The sequence below is a fragment of the Brevundimonas sp. SL161 genome (assembly GCF_049896985.1).
GTDB lineage: Bacteria > Pseudomonadota > Alphaproteobacteria > Caulobacterales > Caulobacteraceae > Brevundimonas.
The window spans coordinates 64,814-84,621 of sequence record NZ_JAFCVJ010000011.1 but is presented as its reverse complement, the minus strand read 5'-3'; the positions used below and the strand labels follow the sequence as shown (position 1 = coordinate 84,621).

Annotated in this window: 20 protein-coding genes; 10 read left to right on the top strand and 10 right to left on the bottom strand. The window is 67.3% G+C overall.

The window, feature by feature from the left end; translation table 11 throughout:
• Window positions 1-56 precede the first annotated feature (56 nt).
• The 6 genes from glyS to ACP7AU_RS09855 all read right to left on the bottom strand — a co-directional run bounded on the left by glyS (window position 57) and on the right by ACP7AU_RS09855 (window position 8,932).
• Window positions 57-2,123 (bottom strand): glycine--tRNA ligase subunit beta, encoded by a 2,067-nt coding sequence (glyS, locus tag ACP7AU_RS09880; protein ID WP_426051291.1) that lies wholly within the window; start codon window positions 2,121-2,123, stop codon window positions 57-59.
• A gap of 160 nt (window positions 2,124-2,283) precedes the next feature.
• Entirely contained in the window at window positions 2,284-3,177 is an 894-nt protein-coding gene (locus tag ACP7AU_RS09875) for a glycine--tRNA ligase subunit alpha (RefSeq protein WP_426036844.1), read from the bottom strand.
• 79 nt (window positions 3,178-3,256) lie between these two features.
• Complete coding sequence (locus tag ACP7AU_RS09870) at window positions 3,257-4,171, bottom strand: fasciclin domain-containing protein (protein WP_426051290.1); 915 nt, start codon at window positions 4,169-4,171, stop codon at window positions 3,257-3,259.
• Window positions 4,172-4,370: 199 nt separating this feature from the next.
• Window positions 4,371-5,249, bottom strand: a complete 879-nt coding sequence (locus ACP7AU_RS09865) for a 4-(cytidine 5'-diphospho)-2-C-methyl-D-erythritol kinase (protein ID WP_426051308.1) — start codon at window positions 5,247-5,249, stop codon at window positions 4,371-4,373.
• Window positions 5,250-5,269: 20 nt separating this feature from the next.
• Window positions 5,270-7,111: a tetratricopeptide repeat protein gene (locus ACP7AU_RS09860; protein WP_426051289.1), complete on the bottom strand. Its 1,842-nt coding sequence runs from the start codon at window positions 7,109-7,111 to the stop codon at window positions 5,270-5,272.
• 165 nt (window positions 7,112-7,276) lie between these two features.
• Entirely contained in the window at window positions 7,277-8,932 is a 1,656-nt protein-coding gene (locus ACP7AU_RS09855) for an electron transfer flavoprotein-ubiquinone oxidoreductase (RefSeq protein WP_426051307.1), read from the bottom strand.
• A 209-nt stretch (window positions 8,933-9,141) separates the two neighbouring features.
• Between ACP7AU_RS09855 and ACP7AU_RS09850 the strand changes: the two genes are divergently transcribed.
• The gene (locus tag ACP7AU_RS09850) at window positions 9,142-9,933 is read left to right on the top strand and encodes a uracil-DNA glycosylase (protein ID WP_426036838.1); all 792 of its coding nucleotides are present in this window, start codon (window positions 9,142-9,144) and stop codon (window positions 9,931-9,933) included.
• 141 nt (window positions 9,934-10,074) lie between these two features.
• A complete protein-coding gene (locus ACP7AU_RS09845; protein ID WP_426051288.1) occupies window positions 10,075-11,820 on the top strand; it encodes a lytic transglycosylase domain-containing protein in 1,746 nt (581 codons plus the stop codon).
• Between the two features lie 143 nt (window positions 11,821-11,963).
• Here ACP7AU_RS09845 and ACP7AU_RS09840 read toward each other — a convergent pair whose 3' ends face one another.
• Window positions 11,964-12,098, bottom strand: a complete 135-nt coding sequence (locus ACP7AU_RS09840) for a hypothetical protein (protein ID WP_426051287.1) — start codon at window positions 12,096-12,098, stop codon at window positions 11,964-11,966.
• Window positions 12,099-12,165: 67 nt separating this feature from the next.
• Window positions 12,166-12,858, bottom strand: coding sequence for a glutathione S-transferase family protein (locus ACP7AU_RS09835; RefSeq protein ID WP_426051286.1), 693 nt, complete (start codon window positions 12,856-12,858; stop codon window positions 12,166-12,168).
• A gap of 211 nt (window positions 12,859-13,069) precedes the next feature.
• Here ACP7AU_RS09835 and purB point away from each other — a divergent pair, with 211 nt between their 5' ends.
• From purB to ACP7AU_RS09815, 4 genes are all read left to right on the top strand, one after another.
• A complete protein-coding gene (gene purB / locus ACP7AU_RS09830; RefSeq protein ID WP_426051285.1) occupies window positions 13,070-14,365 on the top strand; it encodes an adenylosuccinate lyase in 1,296 nt (431 codons plus the stop codon).
• A 3-nt stretch (window positions 14,366-14,368) separates the two neighbouring features.
• Window positions 14,369-15,112, top strand: coding sequence for a 2OG-Fe(II) oxygenase (locus tag ACP7AU_RS09825; protein WP_426036830.1), 744 nt, complete (start codon window positions 14,369-14,371; stop codon window positions 15,110-15,112).
• Window positions 15,109-15,612, top strand: a complete 504-nt coding sequence (locus tag ACP7AU_RS09820; protein WP_426051284.1) for a DNA-deoxyinosine glycosylase — start codon at window positions 15,109-15,111, stop codon at window positions 15,610-15,612. Before ACP7AU_RS09825 ends, ACP7AU_RS09820 begins: the two co-directional genes overlap by 4 nt.
• 106 nt (window positions 15,613-15,718) lie before the next feature.
• Window positions 15,719-16,336 carry a fasciclin domain-containing protein gene (locus ACP7AU_RS09815; protein WP_426051283.1) on the top strand — a complete coding sequence of 206 codons (618 nt, stop codon included), beginning with the start codon at window positions 15,719-15,721 and terminating at the stop codon, window positions 16,334-16,336.
• Between the two features lie 175 nt (window positions 16,337-16,511).
• On the opposite strand, the gene ACP7AU_RS09810 is transcribed toward ACP7AU_RS09815, so the two are convergent.
• Window positions 16,512-16,835, bottom strand: coding sequence for a DUF1476 domain-containing protein (locus tag ACP7AU_RS09810; protein ID WP_303695295.1), 324 nt, complete (start codon window positions 16,833-16,835; stop codon window positions 16,512-16,514).
• A 303-nt stretch (window positions 16,836-17,138) separates the two neighbouring features.
• Here ACP7AU_RS09810 and purC point away from each other — a divergent pair, with 303 nt between their 5' ends.
• From purC to purQ, 4 genes are all read left to right on the top strand, one after another.
• Window positions 17,139-17,897 (top strand): phosphoribosylaminoimidazolesuccinocarboxamide synthase, encoded by a 759-nt coding sequence (gene purC, locus ACP7AU_RS09805; RefSeq protein WP_303695343.1) that lies wholly within the window; start codon window positions 17,139-17,141, stop codon window positions 17,895-17,897.
• Window positions 17,897-18,133, top strand: a complete 237-nt coding sequence (purS, locus tag ACP7AU_RS09800; RefSeq protein WP_426036824.1) for a phosphoribosylformylglycinamidine synthase subunit PurS — start codon at window positions 17,897-17,899, stop codon at window positions 18,131-18,133. The genes purC and purS overlap by 1 nt, the downstream gene beginning before the upstream one ends.
• Window positions 18,134-18,184: 51 nt before the next feature.
• Window positions 18,185-18,649: a YbhB/YbcL family Raf kinase inhibitor-like protein gene (locus ACP7AU_RS09795; RefSeq protein WP_426036822.1), complete on the top strand. Its 465-nt coding sequence runs from the start codon at window positions 18,185-18,187 to the stop codon at window positions 18,647-18,649.
• Between the two features lie 300 nt (window positions 18,650-18,949).
• On the top strand, window positions 18,950-19,612 hold the full coding sequence (gene purQ, locus ACP7AU_RS09790) for a phosphoribosylformylglycinamidine synthase subunit PurQ (RefSeq protein ID WP_426051282.1): 663 nt from the start codon (window positions 18,950-18,952) through the stop codon (window positions 19,610-19,612).
• On the opposite strand, the gene ACP7AU_RS09785 is transcribed toward purQ, so the two are convergent.
• A complete protein-coding gene (locus ACP7AU_RS09785; protein ID WP_426036818.1) occupies window positions 19,609-19,779 on the bottom strand; it encodes a hypothetical protein in 171 nt (56 codons plus the stop codon). The genes purQ and ACP7AU_RS09785 overlap by 4 nt on opposite strands.
• Window positions 19,780-19,808 lie beyond the last annotated feature (29 nt).

Sequence of the window (19,808 nt, the reverse complement as noted above, 5' to 3'; positions counted from 1 at the left end):
AGGTCTCAGCTTGGCCGTGGAAGAGGTCGCTGTGTCTGGTGGGTGACGTTGAGCGCCTACCCCGCCACCTGTCCGAAGTCGGCGACCTTGCCCATCACCGCCCGGACCTGACCCAGCAGCTTCAGGCGGTTGTCGCGCTCCTCGGCCACGTCGGAGTTGACCATCACGTCGGTGAAGAAGGCGTCCACCGGCGCGCGCAGACGGGCGAGCGCCGTCATGGCGGCGGCGAAGTCCTCGGCGTCCAGAGCCGCGTCGACGGTGGTGCGGGCGGCCTCGGTGGCGAAGACGAGTTTGACCTCGGCCTCTGGCTGGTTCGGCAGGCCGGTCTGGACCATGCCGGTCGGGACGGCGCCCTTCTTCTCCCCGGCCTTGAGGATGTTGGAGGCGCGCTTGTAGCCGGCCAGCAGATTGGCGCCGTCGTCGGTCGACAGGAAGGCGTCGAGCGCCTCCACTCGTGCCACCAGTTGGTCGATGAAGATCTCAGTCGTTCCAATCGTAGCAAAGGCGGCCGCTGCGATGTCGTGACGTGAGCCACGTTCACGGAGAAGCACAACGAGCCGCTCTTCCACAAACTGCAGAAGAGCCTCAATCCGATCGACGACGTCCAAGTAGCCAGCGCCGAGCATCCGTTTGGCATGCTCGACTGCGATGAAGTGGAGGTTGATGCGAGCCTTCGCTTCCAGCACCAGCCGGATCACCCCCAGCGCCGCCCGCCTCAGCGCGAATGGGTCCTTCGATCCCGTGGGCTTCTCGTCGATGGCGAAGAAACCAACCAACGTATCCAGCTTGTCGGCCAGGGCGACGGCGACGGTTAGTGGCGCGGTCGGGACCGAGTCGGCCGGGCCCTGCGGTTTGTAGTGGTCGCGGATGGCGTCGGCGATGGCCTCGGGCTCGCCGAAGGCGCGGGCGTAGTAGCCGCCCATGACGCCCTGAAGCTCCGGGAACTCGCCGACCATGCCGGACGCGAGGTCGGCCTTGGCCAGGCGGGCGGCGCGTTCGGCTTGATCCGGATCGGCGCCGACCAGCGGGGCGATCTCGCGAGCCAGGGCGGCGATGCGCATCGTCCGCTCGGCCAGGGTGCCGAGCTTAGCGTGGAAAGTGACGCCGCTCAGTTTCGACAGCCAGGCGTCGAAGCCGACCTTCTTGTCCTCGTCCCAGAAGAAGCGGGCGTCGTTCAGGCGGGCCGAGAGCACGCGGCTGTTGCCGGCGGCAAGCGCCACGCCGCCGTCCGAGGCCTCGACATTGGCGACGACGATGAAGTTGGGGGCCAGCTTGCCGGTCGCCGGGTCGCGCACCGCAAAATACTTCTGGTGCACCTTCATCGACAGACGCACGACCTCGGGCGGCAGGTCGAGGAACTGCGGGTCGCTGTCGCCCAGAATCGGCGTCGGCCATTCGGCGAGGCCGGCGACCTCGTCCAGCAGGCCGTCGTCGTCGACCAGTTCCAGGCCGCGCGCATGGCAGGCGGCGCGGGCGGCCTCGAGGATCTTCAGCTTGCGGTCGGCGAAGTCGAGCAGGACGAAATGCTGTTCGAGCTTGGCGCGGTAGTCGGCGAAATCATGGACCGCGAACGGCTTGCCCGCCCCCATGAAACGGTGGCCCTCGGTGACGGCTTCGGCCGGCATGTCGTCGATCTCGAACGGAACCACCCGGCCGTCGAACACGGCGAGGATGCGCTTCAGCGGCCGGACCCAGCGCAGCGTGCCGTCGCCCCAGCGCATCGACTTGGGCCAGGGGAAGCCGCGCACGATCTGTTCGACCATGTCGGCGACAAGATCCGTCGTCTTCTGGCCCGGCTCACGGACGAGACCGTAGAAAAAGCCGTCCCGCTCGGTCAGGTCGGCGCGGGTCAGTTCGGTCTTGCGCAGGAAGCCCTCCAGCGCCTGTTCCGGCGCCGAGGCCCGCGGCCCGCGCACCTCCTCGCTGCGTTCGGGCGTGGCGGCCGGCAGGCCCTCGACCACCAGGGTCAGCCGGCGCGGGCCGGCGTAGGTGGTCAGGGTGTCATACGTCAGCCCGGCGGCCTTCAGCCGTTCGGTCGCCATACGTTCGAGGTCGCGCGCGGCGCCCGACTGCATGCGGGCGGGGATCTCTTCCGAGAACAGTTCGAGGAGGAGTTGGGGCATTACAGGCTCGAATTATATCCGCGCATCCCCGCGAAGGCGGGGATCCAGTTCTGTTGTGAGGCACGGTGCGTGGGATGAGGGCTCGCGCTCTGCCGGTCAGGCCTGTCGCCCAAAGCACTCGGTCCCCGCCTTCGCGGGGATGCACGGAAATGGGGGGCGGTCATGCCGATGCGCGCTCTTGTTCGACATACGCCAGCGCACAGGCCTTACACAGGTCGCGGATGCGGCCGATGTAGCTCTGGCGTTCGGCGACGGCGATGGCGCCGCGGGCGTCCATCAGGTTGAACAGATGTGAGGCCTTCAGGACCTGGTCGTAGGCGGGCAGGACCAGCTGCTGCCCCTGGGGCCCGGTCATGGCGAGGAGACGGGTCGATTCCGCCTCCATATCCTCGAACCGGCGCTTCAGCCCCTCGATGTCATAGCCGTGGAAGTTGGCTTCACTCTGCTGACGCTCGTTCTCGAGGAAGACCTCGCCATAGGTCAGGCCCTCCTTGGTGAACTTCAGGTCATAGACGTTGTCGACGCCCTGGACATACATGGCCAGACGCTCCAGCCCGTAGGTCAGCTCGCCCGAGACGATGTCGACCTCGATGCCGCCGACGCCCTGGAAATAGGTGAACTGGGTCACCTCCATCCCGTCGCACCAGACCTCCCAGCCCAGGCCCCAGGCGCCCACGGTGGGGTTCTCCCAGTCGTCCTCGACGAAGCGGATGTCGTGCAGTTTGGGATCGATGCCGATGGCCCGCAGCGAGCCGAGATAGAGGTCCTGCAGGTCGTCGGGGTTAGGCTTCAGGATGACCTGGAACTGGTAATAGTGCTGGAGCCGGTTGGGGTTCTCGCCATAGCGGCCGTCGCCGGGGCGGCGGCTGGGCTGGACATAGGCGGCCTTCCACGGGCGCGGGCCGAGCGCGCGCAGGACCGTGGCGGGGTGCAGGGTGCCGGCGCCGACCTGTTCGTCATAGGGCTGCAGGATCGCGCAGCCGCGATCGCCCCAGTATTTCTGCAGGGTCAGGATCAGGTCCTGGAAGGCAAGCGGTTCTGTCGGTGCGGCCACGGGGGAGTCTTTTGGGCAAGGAGAAAGGCGGCGGACCCTAGAGTCTGCCGCCTTTCAACTCAACCAACCCGGAAAGAGATTACGACTGCGGACGCGGGGCCGGGGTCGGAGCCTCGTCGGCGTCCTCGTCATCGACCTGACCGTCGGTCGGGTTGGGCACGGTCGGCGAGGCGACGGTCGTCGTGGTCGCGGCCGGCTGGCCGTTCGGCGCGTTCACGCTGGTCGCCGGGCGCGTCGTGGTCGTTGTGGCGACGGGCGGAGTCACCTCGTCGACGGTGTCGTCAGCCGGCGGGATCGCCGCGTCCGCGTCCTCACCGGCGGGAGCGGCTGCAGGAGCCGTCGCCGCCTCTGCGTCGCCGGTGGCGACCAAAGAGTCGGCCGGGTTCAGCACGCGGTCGATGATGAAGATCGAACCGTTGCCGGCATCAATGTCCGCCGTGGTCACCGTGGCGTTGTCGACCTTGATGGCGTCGCCGGTGCCGTCCAGTTGCACTTCGGTGGTGGCGGCGGTCTGGACGCCGCCCCTGGCGCCCTCGATCTGACTCGAGTTCACATCGGCCACGATCACATGGTACAGCAGCACCTGGCGCAGCTCGTTGACGTTGGCGGGGTCCATCAGACGCGTGCGGTCGGCTTCAGGCAGGGCGGCGAAAGCCGCGTCGGTCGGGGCGAAGATCGAGATCGCCGACTGGGTGCTGAGGGTCTCTGTCAGTTGGGCGGCGTCAAGCGCGGCCAGCAGGGTCGTGAACTGGCCGTTGGCACGCAGCACATCCACCACATTGTTTTCCACGACAGCGGCAGTTTGTGTCGAAGCGGCGGCATTCGTCGCGGCCTGGGCTGCGGCGGCGGCCGGCGCCTCGACCGGTTCTTCAGCGGCGACCGGCGGGGTGGCGGCAGGGCCAACCGGCGCCATTGGCGCGGTCTGGGCGAAGGCGGAACCGGCGCCGAACAGGGCCACGGCGGCGGTGGCGGTCAGAAGACGAGTGCGAAGCATGACAGTATCCTTTTCAATGCTGCATAGGCCACCGAGGAGAATACGCTCGCGGCCCGTTACTCAGTGTTACGAAGCCAGTAAAAGTCTCTCACCCGGCACAGGTTCCACATGGCGTTGCTATTTAGTGGACCAGGACAAAACTTCGGGCGCTCTCACGGCCATCTCTGGGCGACCGTTACGATAATGCCGTTACCTTGCCTTATTGTGCAGATTTCGCCGCATCATCGCCCAACACCGTCGCCTCCACCCACCAATGGCCGTGGTTGCTGCGCAGGTTGGCTGCTGCGCGCCTGGCGCTCTCGCCGTCGTCGAACAGGCCGAAAACGGTCGCGCCCGATCCCGACATGCGGGTCAGGCGGGCGCCGGTCGCGGCCATGGCAGACAGGGCCGCGCCGATTTCGGGCTCAAGGGACACGGCGGGCGACTGAAGGTCATTCCGCTGACGGACCAGCCAGTCGATCACGGTTGCGGGCGACCAGTCCTCCGGTGGGGCGGGACGGTCAGCGGACCTCGTCGCTCCGGCGTCGTAGGCGCGGTATACCGCCCCGGTCGGGGACGGCCGGCCCGGATTGGCGAGAACCGCGTGCAGCGGCGGAAGCGCGGGCTCGAAGGTCAGCCGGTCGCCGATGTCTTCCGCCCAGGCCGATCTTGCGGCGAGGCACATGGGACCATCCGCGCCGGCGACGCGCGAGATGCGCGCCAGCTCGACCTCGGTCAGGTCGGGGCCCAGCGCTCTGGCGGCCAGCCTCAAGGCGCTGCCGGCGTCCGACGATCCGCCGCCCAGACCGGCCGCGATCGGAAGGCTTTTCTCCAGGGTGATGGCCAGAGACGGCTCGCCGATGCCCGCCACATGTCCCAGTTCGCGCATGACCCGCAGGATCAGGTTGTCGTCGTCGCTCGCCAGGGCTTCCGCGAACGGACCGGTGACCGTCAGGGACAGGCGATCCGCTTGGGTCACCCAGACCCGGTCACCGACGTCGGCGAAGGCCACAAGGCTGGACAAGGGATGGTAACCGTCGGCGCCGGGCACGGCGACATGGAGGAACAGATTGATCTTTGCCGGAGCGAGAGCCGACAGCGTGTCGGGCCGGGGCGTGGTCAGAGCTCCAGCCCCTCGGTCAATTTGCGCTCGACCTCGGCGCGACGTTCGTCGTCGGGGTCCAGGGTCAGGACGCGGTTCCACTGGAAGCCCGCCTCGCGCCGGCGCCCGACCTGCCAGTAGGCGTCGCCGAGGTGGTCGTTGATCTCGGCGTTGGCGGGCTCCTTGGCGACGGCCTGCTCCAGGGTGTCGACGGCGGTGTCGAACTGGCCCTGGCGATACTGGGCCCAGCCGAGGCTGTCCTGGATGTTCCCGTCGTCAGGGTCGGCGGCATGGGCGCGGGCGATCATCTCGGCGCCCTCCGCCACCCGCGTGCCGCTGTCGACCCAGAGGTAGCCGAGATAGTTCAGGTAGGACGGCTCGTTCGGCTCTTGCTGCAAGGCCGCCCACAACTGCGCCTCCGCCTCGGCGATCCGGCCGAGGGATTCATAGGCGGCGCCGCGCATGAAGCGGACGTTGGCGCCCTGGTTCCCCGTATCCAGCAGCGGGCCGTTCAACAGGGCCAGGGCCTCGTCGTACCGCTCCAGCTGCAGCAGCTGGCCGGCGGTGACAAAAGCGATACCAGGATCGGTAGGGTTCGCCTCTCTTGCCGCCTGGAAGGCAGCAAGAGCCTCGTCCAGCCGCTGCCCCTCGGCCAGACTCAGGCCGAGGGCGACCTGGGCGCCCGCATAGAGGGGCAGGTCGCTGCGCGGAACCTGGGACAGGGCGTCCCTAGAGGCCGTGTCCAGGTTCGCCTTGGCCAGGGTCTGACCCAGCAGATAAAGGCTGCCCGGCTCGGACTGCAGGTTCAGCGACAGGCGCAGATAGACGACCGCGAACTCGTTGGCGTTCTCGCTGGACGCCTGACGCGCGGCGATGACCAGGGCGCGCGCGGCGCCGTCGCGATAGTCGGGGAGCGCCGGGGGCCGGCCCCGGGCGTCCACACGCGCCTTGGCGGAAACGATGGCGGGATCCTGAGAACCGGCGGCCAGGGTCGTATCGTAGAAGGCCAGGGCGTCGGCGCGCTTGCCGCGACGCTCCAGGAACTCGCCATAGGCGGCGCGGAACAGGGGGGCGGCGCGGGCATCGAAGGCCAGACCCTGGAGTTCGGCCTCGGCTTCGTCGTAGCGACGGCGGTGCTCCAGCAGCTGGGCGCGATGGTAGCGGCCGAACAGGACAGTGATCGGGTCGCCGGTCGGGTTGGGTTCAGCCAGGGCCGTGTCCCAGTCCCCGGCGGCGGCGGCGATCCACGGGCCGATCAGGGCGGCGGCGCGGGCATGGGGCGCCAGGACCGGACGCATCTTGAGCGCCTCATTGGCCACGCGAGCCTCGCCCGCCACCAAGGTCTGGACCACCGACACCAGGGCGCCGGCCTCGCTGAACGCCGCAGGCGTGGCGTCAGAACTCGGCGAGATCCGCGCCGCGACGTCCAGATCCCCGGCCAGGAGGGCGGCGGTGAACGCCTGGTCGCGGACGGCCGGCTGTTCCGGCGTCAGGGCTTCGACGGCGCTCAGATAGGCGGACCCCGTCTCGGCCTCTCCGCGGCTGAGGGCGGACCGGCCGGCGAGGTAGAGACCATAGGCGGTGCGCCCCTGGTCATCGCGCGGCGCGGGGGACCAGACGCGGGGAATGGCCTCGATGGTCGGCGCGGGCGAGTCCGCGTTCTCGCCGACCACGATCATGGGAGCGGGGATCGGCGGCTCGGGCAGGACGTCCCGAATCCGCGGCGCCGGGTCGGCCACCGGCGGCGCCGCCTGGGCGAAAGCGGGGGCCGCCGTCAGGGCGGTGAAGGCGACGAGGATCGAGCGGAGGGAGGCGTGACGCATGTCGCCGACATTCACCGGCTTATGCGGCGACGACAAGGCACATTCCTCCCCCATCGGGGGGCTTGCGGTCGGCTCGTATACGAGCGGATCCTCAAGGCTCGGAGCGAAGCGGAGAGACGGAGGGGGCTCTTCCCGGACTCCGGCGTCTGTGGCTAGCCCCCTCCACCACTTCGTGGTCCCCCTCCCCCAACGGGGGAGGATTCACATGTTCGGATAGTTCGGGCCGCCGCCGCCCTCGGGGGTGGTCCAGACGATGTTTTGCGACGGATCCTTGATGTCGCAGGTTTTGCAGTGGACGCAGTTCTGGGCGTTGATGACGAATTTCGGATCGGTCTTCGCCACCTCGTCGGCATAGATGACCTCATAGACCCCGGCCGGGCAGTAGAGGCGCGCAGGCTCGCCGTATTTGGGCAGGTTGACCCGGATCGGGACGGTCGGGTCGATCAGCTTCAGGTGGGCCGGCTGTTCCTCGGCATGGTTGGTGTTGGAGATGAACACCGACGACAGCTTGTCGAAGCTGAGCTTCCCGTCCGGCTTGGGATAGACGATCGGCTTGTGCTTCGAGGCGAGTTCGGTCGAGGCGGCATCCGTCTTGGCGTGCTTCAGCGTCCCGAACAGCGAGGCGCCGCCGAAGAGGGTGCCGAACCACATGTCGAAGACGCCCAGCGCCCCGCCCAGGGTCGTGCCGAACCTGGTCAGGAAGGGCTTGGCATTGCGGACGTGCTTCAGCTCCTGGAAGACCCAGCTGTTCTCGTAGGCGGCCTGGTATTCGACCAGCTCGTCGCCAGACCGCCCGACCATGACAGCCTCGTAGGCGGCGTCGGCGGCCAGCATGCCGGTCTTCATGGCGTTGTGGCTGCCCTTGATGCGCGGCACGTTCACGAAGCCCGCCGAGCAGCCGATCAGGACGCCGCCGGGGAAGGACAACTTCGGCACCGACTGGAACCCGCCCTCGGTGATCGCGCGCGCGCCGTAGGAGATGCGGGTCCCGCCCTCCAGGTGCTGGGCGATGGCGGGGTGGTGTTTGAAGCGCTGGAACTCGTCGAACGGCGACAGGAAGGGGTTCTTGTAGTTCAGGTGCACGACGTAGCCGATGGCCACGTAGTTGTCCCCGAAGTGGTACATGAAGGAGCCGCCGCCGGTGAACTCGTCCAGCGGCCAGCCGGTCGTGTGCTGGGCCAGGCCCGGCTGGTGCTTTTCGGGGCTGACCTGCCACAGCTCCTTCAGGCCGATGCCGTATTTCTGCGGCGACTTGCCGTCCTGCAACTTGTGGCGGGCGATGATGGTCTTGGCCAGCGATCCGCGCACGCCCTCGGCGATGAAGACATATTTGCCGTGCAGTTCGATGCCGGGCTGGAAGTCGCCGGTGGGCTGGCCATGCTTGTCGATGCCGAAGACGCCCGCGACGACGCCCTTCACCCGGCCCGACGGTTCATCCCAGACGACATGGCTGGCGGCCATGCCGGGATAGACCTCGACGCCCATTCCCTCGGCCTGCTCGCCCAGCCAGCGCGTGACGTTGCCCAAGGAGGCGATGTAGCAGCCGTCGTTGTGCATCATCGGCGGCAGCATCGCCATCGGCAGGCTGACCTGGCCCATCGGACCCAGGACCATGAACCGGTCCCTGGTCACCGGGGTCTCAAGCGGCGCGCCCATAGCCTTCCAGTCGGGGAACAACTCGTTCAGCGCCTTGGGGTCGATCACGGCGCCCGACAGGATGTGGCCGCCGATCTCGGCCGACTTCTCCAGCACGGCGACCGAGATGTCCTTGCCGTCCTTCTCGGCGCGCTGCTTGAGGCGGATGGCGGCGGCGAGGCCGGCCGGGCCGCCCCCGACGATCAGGACGTCGTATTCCATGACCTCGCGCTCGACGCCCGCGAGCGCCTCCAGCGGCGGCAGGTTGTCGAGGACGGCCTCCTGAGCCGCAGTTTCGACGCCGCCTTCGATCGCTTGCTCGGCCATGTCGCTTCTTGTTCCTCGTACGTCGGGTGGGCTTTATTGTTTATGGGCACTTATCGGAAGGTGACGCGAGGGCGGTCAAGGCTTATCCCTGACCCTGCCCTGCCATGAACGCCGAACCCCGAGACATCGCCGCCGTCGAAAGCCTGCTCGCCTTCTGGGCTGATGCGGGGGTGGGCGCCTGTTTCGAGGAGGCGGCGGTCGACCGGACCATCGTCGTCGCACCCGCCCTCAAGGCCGTGACCAGGGCGACGGCGTCGGTCACGCCGGTCGTCGACATGGTCGACGCCACCTCGGACGCGCGACGTCTGGCCCATTGTGCGGACACGATGGAGGCGCTGGCCGAGGCCGCCGCCCGCTTCAAGGGCTGCGAACTGGTCGGGATGGGCGCCAGGGGCTGCGTCTTCGGGCGGGGCGATCCGCATGCCCCGATCCTGATCATCGGCGAGGCGCCTGGAGCGGAGGAAGACGCGGCAGGCGAGCCCTTCGTGGGCAAGGCCGGCAAGCTGCTGGACAAGATGATCGCGGCGGCCGGGCTGACCGGCAAGGTCTACACCACCAACACCGTCTTCTGGCGGCCCCCGGGCAACCGGACCCCGACACCCCAGGAACAGGCCGTTTGCGCGCCGTTCGTGGAGCGGGCCTTCTTCCTGATGAAGCCGAAAGCGGTGCTGCTGCTGGGCGCGGCGGCGGCCAGGGGCGTGCTGAAGACCGACGAGGGCATTATGCGGATGCGCGGCCAGTGGCGCGAATGGCGGCTGGCCGAGGGCGACGTCTCAGCGCCCGTGATGCCGACCCTGCACCCCGCCTTCCTGCTGCATCAGCCCCAGGCCAAGCGTCAGGTCTGGGCGGACATTCTGGAACTGGCCGTCAAACTGGACGGACAGGAAAACGCCTGAAACCACAGTTACAGGGTTCCATGCCGCTGATGTGATTGAGGCATCGACCGCATTGCGGCATACTTCTTGTTTGACGACCGATCGCAGAGCACGCGTCTCCTGAATCGAGACGGGAACGCGAAGCACGAGGGGGCCGCCGCCTTGTTCATTATCCGCCGCCGCGCCTTCCGGGCGCAGACGCTCGCCTTTGTGATGGCCGCCGCGTCGGCCGCCGCACTGCCAGCCCTCGCCGCCCCCGAATCCTATCTGTCGGCCGTCGCCTCAGAGATCGGGGCCGAGGGCGAACAGGGCATCCGCATCAGCACCAAAGCCCTCTCCAACGCCGATCGGCTGAGCTACACCACCGCCTTCGACGCCCTGCGTCGCGGCGATCTGGACGCGGCCCGCGCCTCCGCGCTCCAGGCCGGCGACCGCGTCCTGCTGGGCCAGGTCGAGTTCGAGCGGATGTTCCACCCGAACTATACCGCCTCCTATGACGAACTGGCGGCCTGGCTTCAGGACTATGCCGACCTGCCGAGCGCCCAGCGCGTTTACGCCCTGGCCGAGCGTCGTCGCCCGGACGGCGCCGAGGCGCCCCGCCGCCCGACGGGCGCCTATTTCAGCCGCACCTGGGACGCGGTCGCCGCGGGCGGCGGCAACTCTGAGGCCGATCCCGCCAAGGCCGCCCGCGTCGCCCTGAACCGCGACGACCTGCAGGGCGCCGTCAGCCAGGGCGAACAGATCGGCGACTGGTGGGTTGTGGGCCTGGCGGCCTGGCGCACCGGCGACTATCCGCGCGCCTACACCGCCTTCGAACGCGTCGCCGTCGATCCGACCGAGGACGGCTGGACCCGCGCCGGCGCCGCATTCTGGGCCGCACGCGCCGCCGGCCAGATCGGCCGTCAGGACCGGATCCCGGAGTTCCTGCGCCTGGCCACACGCTGGCCCGCCACCTTCTATGGCCAGATCGCCCTGCGTCAGCTCGGCGAAGAGCCGGTCATCCTGAACGGCGACGGCCCCACCCCCTATGAAGCGGTCGCTCGCACCTCGTCGGCCAGCGATGGCCCCGTCGGCGTCAATCAGCGCGAGATGGACGACTTCCTCAACGAAGACCCGCGCGCCCGGCGCACGGTCGCCTTCTTCGAGATTGGCCGCGCCGGCGACGCCCGCGACGAACTGCGCAACGGCCTGCGCACCGCCAGCGATCGCACGCGCCGCCTGTGGACCGGCCTCGCCCGCGTGCTGGGCCCACGCCTCGGAGGCGGCGGCGGCTCCGACGGCAGCCGGATCGACGTCACCAACTATCCGATGCCCGAGATCGCGCCCGAGGGCGGCTGGACCCTGGAACGCTCGCTGGTCTACGCGATCGCCCGCAAGGAAAGCGGCTTCAACGCCGAGGCCCGGTCACCGGTGGGCGCCTATGGCCTGATGCAGGTCATGCCGTCGACGGCGGCCGAGATGACCGGCGACCGCAGCTTCGTCTCGACCCCGCAACGTCTGTTTACCCCGGCGACCAATGTCCGTCTGGGCCAGACCTATGTGAACCGCATGCTGGCGCGTCCCGAGTTCCAGGGCGACCTGCTGCGCGCTGTGGCCAGCTACAACGCCGGACCCGGCCCCATGCTGGGCGCCCTGCGCCGTCTGGGCCCGAACCCCGATCCCCTGCTGCTGATCGAGACGATCGACGTGCCCCAGGCGCGCGAATACGTCGAGAAGGTCGTCGCGGCCTACTGGATCTATCAGCGCATGACGGGCGGGCCTCTGAACACGCTCGACGCCGTGGTGGCGGGCCAGACCCTGGTGCCGATCAGCCTCGACTATGTCGCCCCGCCGCCCGGCCAGGAACCCACGCCGCTGTCGACCGAGCCGGTTCAGGTCGCGTCGATGCAGCCGGTCGGAACGCGCTAGGCCCCAAATCGGTTGGACTCTGTGGACTCGGCTTGTCCGAGTCCACAGAGTCCAAATCTTGACCGCTTAGCTCGGCACACGCCAGCAAGCAGCGGATTTATCAGACCTTTTTGTATAGACCATCTCGACGACGGCCGAACACCCTACAGGATGCTACCGACCAGCGAGGCGCAGAGGCAGCAACCTACCAGGATGAACACGCCATAGGTCATCAGCGTCGGGCGGCGCTGGGCCTGCGGCGGAGCGATGTTCGGGGCGGTCGTCAGTTGGGCGGACATGGCGAAGGGTCTCGGATTCAATCGGTACCGTAACGTCGTTCCCTTAAGGGCCGGTTCGCAGGTCTGATTAATCGGTCGTGACCCTGACCAAAGGCCGAACCGTGACAGCGAGGTCCGTCCATTCGAGGAAGTCCGGCTGCTGTAGCAGCGCGGCAACATATGTGGCCGCCACGCCATCCACGTCCCCGTGGTCCGCCAGATCGATCTGATAGTGACGGAACCGGGCGGCTAGCGGCGTGAAGAAGGCGTCCGGCATCGACCACTCGCCGAACAGGTAGGGCCCGCCCGCGCCGAACCGGGCGCGCATCTCGGTCGCGATGGAGACGAAGCGGCGGACGTCGGCGGCGACCGATTCGCTCGTTGGGGTCGGCGCCCGGTCTGGCCCGACCATGGTGTGGATCACGCCCGCAGCATCCGGACCCATGCCGCATTCGCTCCGCATCGCCCCGAAGCCCGCGTGCATCTCGCAGGCCACCGACCGGGCCAGCCAGCGGGCGTGGGCATCCGACGGCCACAGCTTCGCGTTCGGGAAGCGCTCGGCGGCGAAGACGCAGATCGCCATCGAATCCCAGAGGGTCACCCCGTCGACGTTCAGGACCGGAACCTTGCCGTTGGGCGAATGCTCGGCGAGCGCCGCCGCCGATTCGGGTCCGTACAGGGGGACCTCGCGCACGGTGAACTCGGCGCCGCACCGCTTCAGCACCAGCCAGGGCCGCAGCGACCAGGTCGAGAAGGCCATATTGCCGACGATCAGTTCCACGGTCGCTCTCCCTGTGATTCTTCTTCTACCGTGCACCCCGGCGAAGGCCGGGGTCCAGACGAAGGATTACCTGGGCAAGGTCAGCGAACTCGATGCGACATCCCGGCCACCCTGTCCGTGATGTGGACCCCGGCCTTCGCCGGGGTGCATAGTGAGAGGTTGGAGCCCCGCCGCTTGACTCCGAGGGGCTCGGGACCGACACGCACGGCCCATGATCAGCCGCTATTCCCGCCCCGAAGCCGTCGCCATCTGGTCCTCCGAGACCAAGTACGAGATCTGGTTCGAGATCGAGGCCCATGCCGCCACCAAGATGGCCGAGCTGGGCGTCATTCCGACCGAGGCCGCCGAGGCCATCTGGGCCAAGGGCGAGAACGCCGCCTGGGATTCAGACCGGATCGACGAGATCGAGCGCACGACCAAGCACGACGTCATCGCCTTCCTGACCCATGTGTCGGAGACGGTCGGCGAGGAAGCCCGCTTCCTGCACCAGGGCATGACGTCCTCGGACGTGCTGGACACCTGTTTCGCGGTGCAGCTGGCGCGGGCGTCGGACCTGCTGATCGCCGGCGTCGACCGGGTGCTGACGGCGCTGGAAGCCCGGGCGAAGGAGCATAAATATACTCCAACCGTCGGCCGCAGCCACGGCATCCATGCCGAGCCGGTGACCTTCGGCCTCAAGCTCGCCGGCTATCACGCCGAGTTCCAGCGGGCCAAACGTCGCCTGATCACAGCGAAGGAAGAGATCGCCACCTGCGCCATCTCCGGCGCGGTGGGGACTTTCGCCAACGTTGATCCGGCTGTTGAAGAGTATGTCGCCGAGAAGATGGGCCTCCAGGTCGAGACCGTCTCGACCCAGGTCATCCCACGTGATCGTCACGCGGCCTTCTTTGCGGCCCTCGGCGTCGTCGCCTCCTCGATCGAGCGTCTGGCGGTCGAGATCCGCCACCTGCAGCGCACCGAAGTCCTCGAAGCCGAGGAGTTCTTCGACAAGGGCCAGAAGGGCTCGTCGGCCATGCCGCATAAGCGCAATCCGATCCTGACCGAGAACCTGACCGGCCTGGCCCGGCTCGTCCGCTCGTCAGTGGTCCCGGCGATGGAGAACGTCGCCCTGTGGCACGAGCGGGACATCAGCCACTCCTCGGTCGAACGCGGCATTGGCCCGGACGCGACCATCCACCTGGACTTCGCCCTGAACCGTCTGGCCGGGGTGATGGAGCGTCTGCTGGTCTACCCGGAGAACATGCAGAAGAACCTCGACAAACTCGGAGGCCTCGTCCACTCGCAAAGGGTGCTGCTGGCTCTGACCCAGCTAGGTCAGTCGCGCGAGGACTCCTATGAGGCGGTCCAGCGCAACGCGATGAAGGTCTGGCGTGGCGAGGGGAATTTCCTAGACTTCCTCAAGGAAGACCCGGTGGTGATCGTGCCCGACGCCGAGCTCGAGGCCCTGTTCGACCTCGGCTATCACACCAAGCATGTGGACACGGTGTTCAGGCGCGTGTTCGGATAGTGCGTGCCTGAGCCCATCCGCCTGAACCCGGACCTCGATACCCGCGACTTCGCCGGCGCGTTCCAGCGCGACGGCATGGTGCAGGTCCCCGACTTCCTCACGCCCGACAGCGCCGACCGACTCGAAGCGGCGCTGAAGACGGGGACGCCGTGGGGTCTGTCGCTGACCGACGCCGCCGGCAGGGGCGAATGGCTCTCGCCCCAGGCGATCCAGACACTTGGCCGCGAGGGCCTGGCGGCCAAGGCGCGCGAAGCCATGACCGGCGCGCGGACCGGCTTCGCCTTCAGCTTCCTGTCCTATCCCATCATCGACGCCCTGCTGGCCGGGAACGAGCCGGGGCATCCGACCCATGAGCTGGTTCAGCTGCTGAACAGCCCCGAGGCGCGCGACTTCTGCGCCGCCGTGGCGGGCGAAAGGGGGATCACCAAGATCGACGCCCAGGCGACCCTGTTCCGGCCCGGCGACTATCTGACCCTGCACAACGACACGGGCGTCGGCGAACGGCGGGCGGCCTATACGCTGGGGCTGACACGCGACTGGCGGACGGACTGGGGCGGCCAGCTGCTTTTCCACGACGAGGCCGGCGACGTGCCGCGCGGGCTGATGCCGAGGTTCAATGTGCTGACCCTGTTCAAGACGCCGCAATGGCACACGGTGGCCACCGTCGCCCCCTATGCCGGGGCGCCGCGCCTGTCGATCACGGGCTGGCTGCGCGACGACAAGCCCTACGCCGAACAGGGGCGGTGACGGTCAAACGGGCCTTCGCGCCCCTCGCCGACCACTGGACCCGCGTTCTGGTCCTGGGCAGTCTTCCCGGCGACGCCTCGCTGAAGGCCGCCCAGTACTATGCCCACCCGCAGAACGGCTTCTGGCGGCTGATCGGCGTGGCCATCGGTCGCGACCTGCAGGCCATGGCCTATCCCGACCGCGTCGAGGCTCTAAGAGTCTCCGGCGTCGGCCTCTGGGATGTGATCGCATCGGCGGAACGGACGGGAAGTCTGGATGCCGCGATCCGGTCGCCCGAGGCGGCGGACCTGCGCGGCCTGATCGCCGGACTGCCGAGCCTTAAAGCCGTCGCCTTCAACGGCGCAACGGCGGCGAGGGGCGGGCGCAAGGTTCTGGCCGACATCGAGGGGCTGACGTTGATCGACCTGCCCTCGTCCAGCCCGGCCCATGCATCCCGGACCCTCGCGGAAAAGGCGGAACGCTGGGCCATCCTGAAAGACTTCCTCGCCGAGGACGCCTGAAGGCAGGCGACGCCTGCGGCGTTTTGGCCGTTATGCATCCTTTCGGGCTCCCACCCGTCTTTACGTGCGACGCCGCCGATCACAGGCGGTTCTCAGGAGAGAAGCCATGAACACCCGTCTGCTCACCATTACCGTCGCCTCAGCCGCCCTGCTGGGCCTGGCCGCCTGCAACAGCGGCGCCGAGACTGACAACACCGCCACCGACGCCGCGCCGGCAGATGCCATGGCCCCCGCCACGACCGACCCTGTCGTGGGCGGCGCCTCGATGAGCCCCAACGACACGATCGTCGCCAACGCCGCCAAGGCCTCGAACCTGACCACCCTGGTCAGCGCCGTGCAGGCCGCCGGTCTGGCCGAGACCCTGTCGGGCCCCGGTCCGTTCACGGTCTTCGCGCCGGACAACGCCGCCTTCGAAAAGGTACCGGTCGCAACGCGCGAAGCCCTGCTGGCGCCCGCCGGCAAGGCTGACCTGACCAAGATCCTGACCTATCACGTCGTGCCTGGCCGTCTGACCGCCGCCGATCTGGCCACCCAGGCCCAGGCCAACGCCGGCAAGGTCGAACTGACCACCGTCGAAGGCGACACCCTGACGGTCAATGTGAACCCGGACGGTTCGGTCACCCTGACCGACGAGAACGGCGGAACCTCGCGCGTGACACAGGCCGACGTCCTGCAATCGAACGGTGTGGTTCACGTCATCGACACCGTCGTGATGCCGGACTGAATTTCTCGGTGAACCCTTTGGGTCTTGCTGCATTTCACTGAGGCGCAAGACGCAATAGACATCGGGTGAGGCTATACCCCAGCCCCCGATCAAGGAAGGGCCGCAGCTCCCCCCCGCTGCGGCCCTTTTTTGTTGTCCGGAATTGAGCACCGACCCAGGAGGCCGGCGGCGGGGATTACTCCCCGGCGCGGACCTGGTCGCGGGCCATGGATGCCAGTTCGTCCATCTTGGAGCGGATCTCGCCCTCGGACACGCTCAGGCCGGAGCCCTTGAAGTCGCCGGCGATCTTGCGGAACACGTCTTCGTCGCCCGGCTGTTCGAAGTCGGCACGGACGACGGCCTTGCCGTATTCCTCGGCCGAATCGGGGCTCAGGCCCATCTTCTCGGCCGCCCACAGACCCAGCAGCTTGTTGCGCCGGGCCATGGCCTTGAATTCCTGCTCCTGATCGAGCGCGAACTTGGACTCGAAGCCCTTTTCCCGATCATTGAAGGTCGTCATCAGTCGTCAGTCCATTCGTCGCGGGCCAGAGAATGAGACGGCGCCGCCGGGGTGGTCTATCGCTCCAGACCCCTGCAACGCAACGGATAACGGCTCGCATGCGGCGTCCCGTTCACGGACGATACCCACCTGTGGCGCCGGAGTCCGCACATGGGTTCGTTTGTGTCGCACGGCAGTTTCCGCTAAGGACCGCGCGACCCATTTCCCGCACAGCTCGAGACCGGATCGCGCCGCCCAGACGAGTTTTCTGGCCGCGCGATTTTCGTTTTCGGGCGATGCGCCATCCCGTCTGGGACCAAGATGATGAATTCGAAGCGCAAGAAGATCTACGAAGGCAAGGCCAAGATCCTTTACGAAGGACCGGAGCCCGGCACCCTGATCCAGTATTTCAAGGACGACGCCACGGCCTTCAATGCCCAGAAGAAGGCGACGCTGGAAGGCAAGGGCGTCATCAACAACCGCATCAGCGAGTTCGTGATGACGCGCCTGAACGGCATCGGCGTCACCAACCACTTCATCAAGCGACTGAACCTGCGCGAGCAGCTGATCCGCGAAGTCGAGATCATTCCGCTCGAGGTGGTGTGCCGCAACATCGTGGCCGGTTCGCTGGCGACGCGCCTGGGCCAGGAGGAGGGCACGCCCCTGCCCCGTTCGATCATCGAATTCTATTACAAGAAGGATGAGCTGAACGACCCGATGGTGACGGAAGAGCACATCACGGCGTTCAACTGGGCCTCGACCCAGGAGATCGACGACATCCTGGCCATGACCCTGCGCGTGAACGACTACCTGTCGGGCATGTTCGGCGCGGTCGGGATCACCCTGGTGGACTTCAAGATCGAGTTCGGCCGCGTGTGGGAAAACGACTTCAGCCGCGTCATCCTGGCCGACGAGATCAGCCCGGACAGTTGCCGCCTGTGGGACACGGCGACCGGCGAGAAGATGGACAAGGACCGGTTCCGCCGCGACCTGGGCAATGTCATCGAGAGCTATACCGAGGTCGCCAAACGCCTTGGCATCATGAAGGACATGCCGACCGTGATTCAGGGGGGACTGCACTGATGGCCAAGGTCAAGGTTCACGTTTTCCTGAAGCCCGGCGTTCTGGACGTCCAGGGCAAGGCCGTCGAAGGCGCCCTGAAGGGTCTGGGCTGGGCCGGCGTCGCCAATGCCCGTGTCGGCAAGCTGATCGAGTTCGATCTCGATGGCGTTGAAGACCCTGCCGCCGAGGCGGGGAAGATGTGCGAGACCCTGCTGGCCAATACGGTGATCGAGAGCTACCGGATCGAACTCGCGTAGCAACCGCCACAGATGGCGGTCGTTTCAGACTCCTCACGCAAGGCGCGACCCATGACCTTCAGCCTGACCTCCAACGACATCACCGACGGCGGGACGCTGAAGGACGACCAGGTCCAGGCCAAGGGCAACACCTCGCCGCATCTGGCTTGGTCGGGGGCGCCAGAGGGCACGAAGTCCTATGCCATTACCGTGTTCGATCCGGACGCGCCGACGGGGTCGGGCTTCTGGCACTGGACGGTGGCCAACATCCCCGCCGGGATCCGCGAGATCCCGACCGGCGGTCCTGTGCCGGCCGGCGCGGTCGAGGGTCGAACCGACTACGGCGAGCCCGGCTTCGGCGGGGCCGCTCCGCCTCCGGGCCATGGTCCGCACCGCTACATCTTCACAGTCTTCGCTGTCGATGTGGACGGCCTGCCTGTGAAGCCCGAGGATTCGGGCGCCAAATACGGCTTCAACCTGCACTTTCATACCCTGGCCAAGGCGTCGATCACGGCGACCTACGAGAACAAGGGCTGAGTTGGAGGCCACTGCGAACCCTGATAGGTTTCGTCTCAGGCCGATGCGACAAACGACCTGATCTTTGAGGTGCTCAAGGCGGTGCAAAGGGATGTATCCGCCGTCCGCTCCGACATGTCCGATCTGAAGCAGCAGATGACCGCCGTTCGAGGCCACCTTGTCGCGATTCAGCAGGATGTGGGCAATATCTACAATCGCTTGGGCCATATGTAAGACCGCGTGGATCGCATAGAGGTGCGTCTCGGACTCGTCGAACCCGCGCACTGACAAGCCGGACAATCCCTGCTAAACGCCCGCGCCATGAGCGCAGCTGTCATCGTCTTTCCCGGGTCCAACTGTGATCGCGACTGCAAGGTCGCCATCGAACGCTCCACCAATGAGCGGGTCGAGATGGTCTGGCATCAGGAGACCGAATTGCCTTCGGGCCTCGACCTGATCGTGTTGCCGGGTGGCTTTTCCTACGGCGACTACCTGCGTTGCGGGGCGATGGCGGCGCAGTCGCCGGTGATGCAGGCGGTGAAGAAGGCGGCGGACGACGGGGTCGTTGTCGTCGGCATCTGCAACGGCTTCCAGATCCTCTGCGAGGCCGGGATGCTGCCGGGCGCACTGCTGCGCAACGCCGGGCTGAAATACGTCTGCAAGCCGATCTCGCTGGAAGTGACCAATGGCCAGACCCGCTTCACCGCCGGCTACCAAGGCCAGCGCGAGGTCGTCATGACCCAGGGCAATGGCGACGGGAATTATTTCGCCGACGCCGACACCCTCGCCCGGATCGAGGGCGAGGGTCAGGTCGTGTTCCGCTATGTCGACAATCCGAACGGCTCGGTCGGCGATATCGCCGGGTTGCAGAACGCGCGTGGCAATGTGCTGGGGATGATGCCCCATCCGGACCGCGCCTTCGAGGCCGAGCTTGGCTCTGCAGACGGCGCGACCCTGTTCCGGTCGATCTACGCGGCTGCCTAGGCTTCGTCGGAATTCTCGTCGCGTTCCAGGGTGCCATCGGCGCCGGATTCGCCGATCGAGGCCAGTTCTCTGGCGCCGACGCCCAGACCCTGTTCCAATGCAATATTGGTCTCGACTTCTTCGGTGTCGGGGTCAGGCGATTCGGCGGGAATTTTGGGATCGATCATGGTCGGCTCTCCTGTTCGGAGGATGTGCA

Coding starts and splice junctions, on each gene's coding strand:
- glyS (WP_426051291.1), bottom strand. CDS start 2,123: ATGCCCCAACTCCTCCTCGAACTGTTCTCGGAAGAGATCCCCGCCCGC.
- ACP7AU_RS09870 (WP_426051290.1), bottom strand. CDS start 4,171: ATGCTTCGCACTCGTCTTCTGACCGCCACCGCCGCCGTGGCCCTGTTC.
- ACP7AU_RS09855 (WP_426051307.1), bottom strand. CDS start 8,932: ATGGAATACGACGTCCTGATCGTCGGGGGCGGCCCGGCCGGCCTCGCC.
- ACP7AU_RS09850 (WP_426036838.1), top strand. CDS start 9,142: ATGAACGCCGAACCCCGAGACATCGCCGCCGTCGAAAGCCTGCTCGCC.
- ACP7AU_RS09840 (WP_426051287.1), bottom strand. CDS start 12,098: ATGTCCGCCCAACTGACGACCGCCCCGAACATCGCTCCGCCGCAGGCC.
- purB (WP_426051285.1), top strand. CDS start 13,070: ATGATCAGCCGCTATTCCCGCCCCGAAGCCGTCGCCATCTGGTCCTCC.
- ACP7AU_RS09815 (WP_426051283.1), top strand. CDS start 15,719: ATGAACACCCGTCTGCTCACCATTACCGTCGCCTCAGCCGCCCTGCTG.
- ACP7AU_RS09810 (WP_303695295.1), bottom strand. CDS start 16,835: ATGACGACCTTCAATGATCGGGAAAAGGGCTTCGAGTCCAAGTTCGCG.
- purC (WP_303695343.1), top strand. CDS start 17,139: ATGAATTCGAAGCGCAAGAAGATCTACGAAGGCAAGGCCAAGATCCTT.
- purS (WP_426036824.1), top strand. CDS start 17,897: ATGGCCAAGGTCAAGGTTCACGTTTTCCTGAAGCCCGGCGTTCTGGAC.
- ACP7AU_RS09795 (WP_426036822.1), top strand. CDS start 18,185: ATGACCTTCAGCCTGACCTCCAACGACATCACCGACGGCGGGACGCTG.
- purQ (WP_426051282.1), top strand. CDS start 18,950: ATGAGCGCAGCTGTCATCGTCTTTCCCGGGTCCAACTGTGATCGCGAC.
- ACP7AU_RS09785 (WP_426036818.1), bottom strand. CDS start 19,779: ATGATCGATCCCAAAATTCCCGCCGAATCGCCTGACCCCGACACCGAA.